The organism is Streptomyces beijiangensis (assembly GCF_017315755.1).
GTDB classification, from domain to species: Bacteria; Actinomycetota; Actinomycetes; order Streptomycetales; family Streptomycetaceae; genus Streptomyces; species Streptomyces beijiangensis.
Genome location: NZ_JAFLRJ010000213.1, coordinates 1 through 10,613 on the forward strand (window position 1 = coordinate 1; position 10,613 = coordinate 10,613).

Here is a 10,613-nt window from a genome sequence, read left to right on the forward strand (position 1 = left end):
GCCCGTCCCCCGGCCGGCACCCCCCCAACGCAGGACGACGCCCAGCGGCGCGCGCGCCTCTCGCGCCGCTGGCGGCGGGACATGCGCTGGAGTCCGTACGCCTTCGTCTCCCCGTTCTTCGTGCTCTTCGCCGCCTTCGGGCTCTTCCCGCTGATCTACACCGGCTGGGCCTCGCTGCACACGGTCGAGATGATCTCGCCCACCGACATGACGTGGGCGGGCTTTCACAACTACTCCCGTATATTCGGCGACCACTTCTTCTGGAACGCGGCGAAGAACACCCTGACCATCGGGGTCATCTCCACGGTCCCGCAGCTGCTGATGGCCATGGGCCTGGCGCACCTCCTCAACTACAAGCTGCGCGGCTCGACCTTCTTCCGCACGGTGATGCTCGCCCCGTACGCCACCTCGATCGCCGCCGCGACCCTCGTCTTCGCGCTCCTCTTCGGACGCGACTACGGGATGATCAACTGGCTGCTGCACCAGGTCGGCATCGGCGCGATCGACTGGAAGAACGGCAGCTGGTCCTCCCAGTTCGCCGTCTCCACCATCGTCATCTGGCGCTGGACCGGCTACAACTCGCTGATCTACCTGGCGGCGATGCAGGCCATTCCGCACGAGCTGTACGAGTCGGCGGCCCTCGACGGCGCGTCCCGCTGGCGGCAGTTCATCCATGTGACGCTGCCCTCGCTGCGCCCGACCATCCTGTTCACCGTCGTCGTCTCCACCATCGGCGCGAGCCAGCTCTTCGGAGAGCCGCTGCTGTACGACCAGACAGCCGGCGCGTCGGGCGGCGGCGAGCACCAGTTCCAGACGCTCGGGCTCTATCTCTACGAGCAGGGCTGGGTCAACGGTCACCTGGGCCGGGCCTCCGCCATCGCCTGGATGATGTTCCTGATCCTTCTGGTGATCGGGGCGGTCAACTACGTCATCTCGCGCCGGCTGCGCGCCAGTAGCTAAGGAGAACCGGCCGTGACAACGACCGCGCCCACCACCCACCGCACACCGAAACAGAAGCCGGTACGGCTGCCCAAGGCCGGCCGGGCCGGCGGACAGATGCACGCGGGGCCGATCGGCTACGCCGTGCTGATCCTGTTCACCCTAGGCTCGCTGCTGCCACTGATCTGGACGGCGATAGCCGCCTCCCGGAACAACAACCGGCTCTCGCAGACCCCGCCGCCGATGTGGTTCGGAGGCAACCTCCTCGACCACCTCAAGTTCGCCTGGACCGACGCCAATCTCGGCAAGGCGATGCTCAACACCACCATCGTGTCGGGCATTTCGTCCGTGGTCATCGTGGTCCTGTCCACGATCGCCGGTTTCGCCTTCGCCAAGCTGCGCTTCCGCGGGCGCAACATCCTGCTCCTGGTGATCGTCGGCACGATGATGGTCCCGCCGCAGCTCAGCGTGATCCCGCTCTACATGATGGTCGCCAAGCTGCAGTGGGCCGACCAGCTGCAGGCCGTGATCCTGCCCTCCCTGGTGAGCGCGTTCGGCGTGTTCTTCATGCGGCAGTACCTCACACAGGCGCTGCCCGACGAGCTGATCGAGGCGGCCAGGGTGGACGGCGCGAGCAGCTGGCGCATCGTGTGGCACATCGTGTTCCCCGCGGCCAGGCCCGCCATGGCCGTGCTGGGCATGCTCACCTTCGTACAGACCTGGAACGACTTCCTGTGGCCGTTCCTCGTCCTCACCCAGAACGGCTCGCCGACCGTCCAGGTCGCCCTCGCCGGACTCGGCCGCGGCTTCACCCCGGACCAGTCCGTGATCATGGCCGGCGCACTGCTCGGCACCCTTCCGCTGCTGCTGGTCTTCGCCCTCTTCGGCAAGCAGATCGTCGGCGGGATCATGCAGGGCGCGGTCAAGGGCTGACCGCGCCGCATCACCCCAACTCCCCTTCCGCACATACTCAATTGGGAGCGCTCCCATGCCTGAAAGCTTTCCCCCCGGTTTCCTCTGGGGCGCCGCCACGTCCGCATATCAGATCGAAGGTGCGGTACGGGAGGACGGCCGCACCCCCTCCATCTGGGACACGTTCAGCCACACCCCGGGCAAGACGGCGGGCGGCGAGACCGGCGACGTGGCCGTGGACCACTACCACCGCTACCGCGACGACGTGGCACTGATGGCGGAGCTCGGCCTGACCGCGTACCGCTTCTCCGTCTCCTGGCCGCGCGTCCAGCCCACCGGCCGCGGCCCCGCCGTCCAGCGCGGTCTGGACTTCTACCGGCGCCTGGTCGACGAGCTGCTCGACAAGGGCATCAAGCCGGCGCTCACCCTCTACCACTGGGACCTGCCGCAGGAGCTGGAGGACGCGGGCGGCTGGCCCGAGCGCGAGACGGCGTACCGCTTCGCCGAGTACGCGCACATCATGGGCGAGGCGCTCGGCGACCGCGTCGAGCAGTGGATCACGCTCAACGAGCCCTGGTGCAGCGCCTTCCTGGGGTACGGATCCGGTGTGCACGCCCCGGGCCGCACCGACCCGCTCTCCACCCTGCGCGCCGCGCACCACCTCAACCTGGCGCACGGCCTGGGCACCAAGGCCCTGCGCGCGGCCATGCCGGCCCGCAACACGGTCGCCGTCTCGCTCAACTCCTCGGTGGTCAGGCCGCTTTCGCCCTCGCCCGAGGACCTGGACGCGGTCCGCCGTATCGACAACCTGGCCAACGGGATCTTCCACGGGCCGATGCTGCACGGCGCCTACCCGCAGGACCTGTTCACCGACACGGTCCGCCTCACCGACTGGAGTTACGTCCAGGACGGCGACCTGTCGACGATCCACCAGCCGCTGGACGCGCTCGGCCTGAACTACTACACGCCCACCGTGGTCTCCGCCTCCCCCGCCGTCCCCGGCGTCCGGCGCCTGGACGGCCACGGCGCCAGCGACCACTCCCCCTGGCCGTGCGCCGACGACGTGGCCTTCCACCAGCTCCCCGGCGAGCGCACCGAGATGGGCTGGTCCGTCGACGCCACGGGCCTGTACGACCTGATCACCCGCTACACCCGCGACAGGCCCGGACTGCCGATCCACATCACCGAGAACGGCGCGGCGTACGACGACAAGCCGGGCGCCGACGGCACGGTCCACGACCCCGACCGCATCCGCTACTTGCAGGCGCATCTGGACGCCGTGCACCGGGCGGTCCAGGACGGCGCGGACGTGCGCGGCTACTACCTGTGGTCCCTGCTGGACAACTTCGAGTGGTCCTACGGGTACAGCAAGCGCTTCGGCGCGGTGTACGTCGACTACGAGACCCAGGTCCGCACCCCCAAGTCGAGTGCGTACTGGTACGCGGGTCTGGCAAGGACGGGCGAACTGCCGCAGGCCCCCACCGCCTGACGGGACCTCATCCAGCGGCGTGGCGCGGTGGAAGCGGATGCCACCGCCCCACGCCGCTGCTAATTTCACCTTATGTCCACTATCTTCCTCCATGCCCCAGTTGTCGGCTGAGCCGCCATGGGCATCCTCCGCGACCATCCCGAACTCGCACTGTTCCTCTGCCTCGCGGCCGGCTATCTGCTCGGCAAGCTGCGCGTCGGACCCCTCACCCTGGGCGGCATCTGCGGCACTCTGATCGTCTCGCTGCTGCTCGGCGCCTGGGCCAAGGTGCAGATCTCGGGCGACGTGAAGACGATCTTCTTCGCGCTGTTCATCTTCGCCCTGGGCTATATGGCAGGCCCTCAGTTCTTCCAGAACCTCAACCGCAAGAGCCTGCGCTTCTTCGCACTCTGCGGGATCGAGGTGGTCACCGTCGTGGCCATCGCGTACGGCCTGGCGAAGGGCTTCGACCTGGACGTCGGCACGGCGGCGGGCATCCTGGCCGGTGCCGCCACCGAGTCCGCTGTCGTCGGTACGGCGACCGAGTCCATCGGCCAGCTCTCCGGGCTGACGCCCGAGCAGATCACGACGTACCAGGGCCATGTGGCCACCGCGTACACCGTCTGCTACCTCTTCGGCCTGATCACCATCGTGCTCTACACCAGCCAGATCATGCCGATGATGATGCGCATCAATCTGCGTGACGCCTCGCGCGAGCTGTGGGAGAAGACCCGCGGCTCCAGCGGAAGCCTGGAGTCCGACGAGCGCGAGGCGCTGCCCGGCCTGGTCGGCCGTACCTACCTGGTGACCACGGCCGACGGCCGCACCGTCGGCGCCCTGGAGTCGGGGCTCGGCGACCGGATCACCATCGAGTCCGTCAAGCGCGGCTCCGTCTTCCTGCACCCCGAGCCCGGCCTGGAGCTCACCCTCTCCGACCTGGTACTCGTCGTCGGCCGCCGCGCCAACACGATCGAGGCGGGACACGCGATCGGCCCCGAGACGCCCGGCGTGCCCGGCCTCGACTCACCGCTCGCCACCAAGCAGGTCGCGCTCACCGACAAGGCGTCGGACAGCATCACCATCGACCAGCTCCAGAAGGCGAACCCGGAGTTCTACAAGGACGGCGTGTACGTCACCGACGTGCAGCGCGGCGACCAGCACCTGCCCGCCAACGGCGAGACCGTCGTGCACCGCGGCGACGTGGTGACCCTGGTGGGCGCCCGTTCCGGCCTCAACAAGCTGGTCGGACGGATCGGCGCGGTCGTCAAGAACGACGCCACCGACTTCATCTACCTGGGGCTCGGCATCGCCGCCGGTTCGCTGCTCGGCCAGATCGTGATCAAGTTCGGGACCGTCCCCATGTCGCTCGGCACCGGCGGAGGCTGTCTGATCTCCGGCCTGCTCTTCGGCTGGTTCCGCTCCAAGAAGCAGACCTTCGGTGCGTTCCCGCCGCAGGCCGCCACCACCATCAAGGACATGGGCCTGGCGGTCTTCATCGCCTGCACGGGTCTGGTCTCGGGTCCGCAGGCGTGGCCGCTGCTCAAGGAGTACGGCGCGCTGCTCCCCTTCGCGGGGATCGCCATGGTCCTCGTACCGGCGACGCTCTCACTGATCGTCGGACGCAAGCTCCTCAACATCGAGAAGCCGCTCCTCATCGGCGCCATCGCGGGCCAGCAGTGCTCCACCCCCGCGATCACCTCCGTCACCCAGGTGGCCCAGAGCTCGATCCCGATGCTCGGCTACACGATCACCTACACGCTCTCGAACTTCCTACTGCCACTGACCGGGCCCCTCCTCGTCGGCGTCCTCGGAGCAGGATCATGATCGATTTCCTCAACAGAAACATCTTCTCGCCCCACCCCGAACTCCTGGTCTTCCTGGTCGTCGCCCTCGGCTTCCTGATCGGCAAGGTCCGCTACAAGGCGATCGCGCTGGGAGCCGTCACCGGCTGTCTGGTCGCCGGCCTGGTCCTCGGCGCCCAGTTCAAGGTCGAGATCGACGGCACGGTGAAGAACCTGTTCTTCATCATGTTCCTGTTCGCCCTCGGCTACCGCGTCGGTCCGCAGTTCTTCCGCGGCCTGAAGAAGGACGGCCTGCCGCAGGTACTCAACGCCGTCATCGTCTGTGTCACCGGCCTGCTGGCGGCCTGGCTCTTCGCCTCACTGCTCGGGTACGGCCCCGGGCTCGGCGCCGGCATGATGAGCGGCGCGCTCACCCAGTCCGCCGCCATCGGTGTCGCCCAGGACGCCATCTCCACGCTCCCCGGCCTGAGTTCCGCCCAGGTCAAGTCGGAGTCGAACCTGGTGGCCGTCGGCTACGCGGTGACGTACCCGCTCGGCACGATCCTCTGCGCGATGCTGCTCGCCAACGTCCTGCCCAAGCTCTACCGCAGGGACCTGGCCGCCGAGAGCGCCCAGCTCGCCATCGAGCTGGACGCCCCGAGCAGCGACCCCGACCTGGGTGCGGGCTACTACGAGGTCGTCCTGCGGGCGTACACCATCCAGCGCCCCGACCTCGTCGGCCGCACCATCGACGACTTCGAGAAGCAGCAGCTGGGACTGGGCCGCCGGGTCTACATCACGCGTGTACGACGTGACGGGAAGATCCTCGACCACGACCAGAACACCGCGCTGGCCGACGGTGACATCGTCGCCGTCAGCGCCATCCGCGGTGACCTCGTCGCCTTCGACGCGCGCACGCACGTCGGCGCCGAGACCGACGACGTGGAACTGCTCGGCTACCAGACCGAGTCGCTGCACGTGGTCGTCTCCGAGAAGGCCCAGATCGGCAAGACCGTCGCCGAACTGCGCGCGGAGCCGTTCATGGTCGGCGTGTACGTGGACAAGCTCTACCGGGCAGGGTCGCAGTTCCCCTACCGCCTCTCCACCCAGGTCGAGCGCGGCGACACCCTCATCCTCACCGGTCCCAAGCGCCTGGTCGACCCGGCGGGTGCGGAGCTCGGCAAGCCCGTGCCCACCAGCTTCGCGACCGACATGGTCTGGGTGGGCCTGGGCATCGTCCTCGGCGGCTGCCTCGGCATCCCCGCACTCACGGTGAGCGGTGTGCCCATCTCGCTGTCCACCTCGGGCGGCGGCCTGATCATGGGTCTGGTCTTCGGCTGGATCCGCGGCAAGTACCCCACGTACGGCAATGTGCCGCCGGGCGCCCAGTGGTTCATGGACACCCTCGGTCTCTGCATGTTCGTGGCGGTCGTCGGCATCAACGCCGGACCGAGCTTCACCAGCGGTCTCTCCACGGCGGGCTGGGGCCTGCTCCTCTTCGGCGCGGTCATCACGATCATCCCGCTGCTCGTGGGTTTCCTCGTCGGGCACTACATCCAGAAGATCCGCTTCCCGATCCTGATGGGCGTCCTGGCCGGCGGCCAGACCACCACCGCGGCCATCGGCGCGATCAACGAGACGTCCAGGTCCCAGATCCCGACGCTCGGTTACACGATCCCCTACGCCATCGGCAATGTGCTGCTGACGGTCTGGGGCGCAGTCATCGTCCTCCTGAACCACTGACCAGGGAGTCCTCGTGCCCAAAACCACGTTCACCCGCGAAGAGATCCAGTCCTTCGCCCAGCTCAGCCCGTTCGAGCTGAAGGACAAGTTCATCCAGATCGCCCAGGCGGCGCAGGCGGACAAGCCCGGCCAGAAGGAGAAGTCGAGCACGCAGATGCTCAACGCGGGCCGCGGCAATCCCAACTGGATCGCCACGGGCCCCCGCGAGGCCTTCTACGCACTCGGCTACTTCGCCCTGTCCGAGTCCCGCCGGGTGTGGACCGCCGACAACCTGGGCGGCATGCCGGAGAAGAAGGGCTCGGGCGAGCGCTTCGACACGTACGTCCGCCAGCACCCCGACCTGCCGGGCATCGAGCTGCTCGAGAAGTGCATCGCGTACGCCGTCGAGCGCTTCGGCTTCGACCGCGACGACTTCATCCACGAGCTGACCGACAGCTCCGTCGGCGACAACTACCCGGTCCCGGACCGGATGCTGGTGCACGCGGAGAAGATCGTGCGCGGATACGTCGGCGACGAGATGTTCGACAAGAAGCCGCCGCAGGACAATCTGAGCCTGTTCGCGACCGAGGGCGGCACCGCCGCCATGTGCTACATCTTCGACTCGCTGATGAAGAACGGCATCCTGCACAAGGGCGACAAGATCGCGCTGATGACGCCGGTCTTCACCCCGTACCTGGAGATCCCGGAACTCGACACGTACGAGTTCGAGGTCGTGCACGTCAAGGCCTCCCTCTTCACCGAGACCGGCGTACGCGAGTGGCGCTATCCGACGGAGGAGGTCGCCAAGCTGGAGGACCCGGCGATCAAGCTGGTCTGCGTGGTCAACCCCAGCAACCCGCCGTCGCTGGCGCTCTCCGAGCGGGTCGGCAACCAGATCAAGGACATCGTCGCCACCAAGAACCCCAACCTCCTCTTCGTCACCGACGATGTCTACGGCACCTTCGTCGAGGGCTTCCGCTCGCTGGCCGCCGACATCCCGCGCAACTGCCTGCTGGTGTACTCCTTCTCCAAGCACTACGGCTGCACGGGCTGGCGGCTGGGCGTGATCGGACTGCACGACGACAACGTGATCGACGAGATGATCGCGGGCCTGCCGCAGGCCGACAAGGACCGCCTCAACAAGCGCTACGGCACGCTCACCCTGGAGCCGGAGAAGATCAGGTTCATCGACCGTCTGGTCGCGGACTCCCGCCAGGTGGCCCTGAACCACACGGCCGGACTCTCACTCCCCCAGCAGGTCATGATGACGATGTTCTCGCTCTTCGACATGCTGGACGAGGGGCAGGCGTACAAGGGGAAGATCCGCGCCATCGTGCGACAGCGCCTTGATCTGCTCCTCGAAGGCGCCCAGATGAAGATCGCCGACGACCCCAAGCGGGCGGGCTACTACATCGAGCTCGACCTCCTCGCCGAGGCCGAGCGCGTGCACGGCAAGGACTTCGCGGCCTTCCTGGAGAAGACGTACGAGCCCGTCGACCCGCTGTTCCGTCTCGCCGAGCAGACCTCGGTGGTGCTCCTGAACGGCGGCGGCTTCGACGGCCCCCAGTGGTCGGTGCGCGTCTCCCTGGCCAACCTCGACGACCTCGACTACCTGAAGATCGGCCACCACCTGCGCGAGATCTTCATGGACTACGCGGAGGAGTGGAAGGCGTCGGGCACCGCGTCCTGACGCACCATCACCTCATCGAAGGGCCCCGCACCCACCAGGCGCGGGGCCCTTCCGCACGGCCGGGCATGATGAGCTCCCATGACGGGCGGAAGAGAAGAACTCGCGGAAATCCTGGGGCGTGCGGGGCTTGAGGAGGCAGGGGACCGGCCGATCGGGAACGTACTGCCGCCACGTGCCGCATGGCGGCCGGTCGCGGCGTACGGCGCCGAGCCGGCCGCGAAGGTACGGAGTGACCTGCCCGGCCTGGTCGCCGAGCTCAACGCGCAGTGGCACCGGCTCGCGACGGAGCTCGGGGTCGTCGACGAGGACGGCATGTTCCTCATCGACGTCGCCGGCACCCGGACGGGCTGCACGCCCCGCAGCTGGACCCGGGTCCGGCTCACCGACGGCTGGGATCTGGCCGGGGTGCTGGGAGACCGCCCCGGGCAGCCCGAGTTCGTCACGCTCTCGACGGACGGGGACGCGCTTCTGGGGGCGACGACCGAGGAGTACGAGGTCTGGTTCATCGCCGTGGACGGGGTGAAGCAGCGGCAGGAGGAGGCCGCGCGGGCGGCGGCGCGAGAGACACCGGAGGAGAGGGAGGCCGCCTGGGCTTCGCTCTTCCAGGGGCCCAAACCCACCGCGCGGCTCGTCAGGGCGTGGGCGGACGGACTGGCGTCGAACCCGTCCGCGCCCGACGACCTGCAGCTGCGCCTGATGGGTACGGGCCGCTACCCCCACCTCCTCTTCGGGAGGCACTCAACAGCCTTCACGGACCGGGCCGTCGACCATCCCGACTGGAAGGTACGGGCCCGTCTGGCCGAGTTCCAGCCGGACCTCACTCCCGCACAGTGGACCCGCCTGATCCTCGGTGAGCAGGACGAGCGGCAGCGATGGCTGCTGACCATGGTCGCCGCGGACCGGCGTGCGGAGCTCACCGGGACCGCGTACGAACAGCTCGCCACCGACCCCTCCGCCCGCATCCGCGAGGAGACCGCCCGCCTCCCCGGACTGCCGGTGCCGCTGCTGACCGGACTCGCCGCCGATCCCGCCCCCGGGGTTAGGTCCGCTGCCTGCCCCCGCGCATGGCCGCACTTGGCCGAACCGGCGCGGCAGCGGCTCCTGACCGACACGGCAAGCAAGGTCCGCGTCGAGGCCCTCCTGCGATTCCACCAGGATCACCCGATGCCACGGCCGGTCTTCGACTCCGAGCCTTTGGGGGAACGCGCGGTCAAGACGTGCCGCCTGGAGCCCGGGCTCGCCGAGCACCTGGCCCACCACAGCGATCCCACGCAACGCCACCACCTGGCGCGCAACCCTCACCTGGGACCTGATCTGCTCGCCGTCCTGGCCCGGGACGAGGACGACTCCGTCCGCTTCGCCGTGTCCACCCGCCCCGGACTCACCGAGGAGCAGCGGGCGCGTGTCCGCATCAACGCCGACCCGGGCATCCACTACTCCGCGCTCGACTGGGTCACGGCCCTGCACGACGACCCCGAAGAGATGCGCCGGCTGGCCGCCTCCTCCCACTTCCTGGTCCGCAGAAGCGTCGCGCGCGCCGAACGCCTTCCCCCGGACGTCGTCGAACTCCTCGCCCGGGACGAGGACCGCGTCGTACAGCTCTTCCTCGCCGAGTCCTGCGACGACGCCCCCGCCGACATGCTGATGCGGGTGTGGCAGTGGTGGACCGGCAGCCTCAGCGCCCCCGACCGCCCGCACAGCCACCCCAATTTCCCCCGTACGAACCTGCTCGGGTACGCCGACGACCCGAGCCCCCGCATACGCCGACTGGCCCTCGACGACCCGGAGTCGACACCGGACCTGGTGGACCGGCTCAGCCGGGACCCGGAGCAGGAGGTCCGGTACCGGGCGGCGAGGGACCCCCGGCTGTCGACGGCCTCGGCGGTCCGGCTGCTCGACGACTCGGATTCGTCGATCCGGTGGGCGGCGGCCCAGCACCTCCGGCTGCCTGCGCGGACACTGGTCCGTCTGCTGCGCGACACCGACACCGCGCAGGACGCGGCGCGTAACCCGGCGCTGCCGGAAGCGGTCATGCGGCGGCTGCTCGACCACCCGGAGGCCTGACCCCTGCGGACAAGGGTGCGCGCCCCGGCCGGGTGGG

General features: G+C 68.8%; 7 protein-coding genes. All 7 read left to right on the top strand.

What is annotated here, in order from left to right:
* A partial coding sequence (locus J0695_RS22435; protein WP_206963951.1) for a carbohydrate ABC transporter permease occupies positions 1-960 on the top strand: 960 nt, incomplete at its 5' end.
* Positions 961-972: 12 nt separating this feature from the next.
* The gene (locus J0695_RS22440; protein WP_307798719.1) at positions 973-1,872 is read left to right on the top strand and encodes a carbohydrate ABC transporter permease; all 900 of its coding nucleotides are present in this window, start codon (positions 973-975) and stop codon (positions 1,870-1,872) included.
* Positions 1,873-1,927: 55 nt separating this feature from the next.
* Positions 1,928-3,340, top strand: coding sequence for a GH1 family beta-glucosidase (locus J0695_RS22445; RefSeq protein WP_206963953.1), 1,413 nt, complete (start codon positions 1,928-1,930; stop codon positions 3,338-3,340).
* Between the two features lie 117 nt (positions 3,341-3,457).
* Positions 3,458-5,143, top strand: a complete 1,686-nt coding sequence (gene aspT / locus J0695_RS22450; protein WP_206963955.1) for an aspartate-alanine antiporter — start codon at positions 3,458-3,460, stop codon at positions 5,141-5,143.
* Positions 5,140-6,843 (top strand): aspartate-alanine antiporter, encoded by a 1,704-nt coding sequence (aspT, locus tag J0695_RS22455; RefSeq protein WP_206963956.1) that lies wholly within the window; start codon positions 5,140-5,142, stop codon positions 6,841-6,843. The genes aspT (J0695_RS22450) and aspT (J0695_RS22455) overlap by 4 nt, the downstream gene beginning before the upstream one ends.
* A 13-nt stretch (positions 6,844-6,856) precedes the next feature.
* Positions 6,857-8,512, top strand: a complete 1,656-nt coding sequence (locus J0695_RS22460; RefSeq protein ID WP_206963958.1) for a bifunctional aspartate transaminase/aspartate 4-decarboxylase — start codon at positions 6,857-6,859, stop codon at positions 8,510-8,512.
* Positions 8,513-8,590: 78 nt separating this feature from the next.
* On the top strand, positions 8,591-10,576 hold the full coding sequence (locus tag J0695_RS22465) for a PE-PGRS family protein (protein ID WP_206963959.1): 1,986 nt from the start codon (positions 8,591-8,593) through the stop codon (positions 10,574-10,576).
* Positions 10,577-10,613 lie beyond the last annotated feature (37 nt).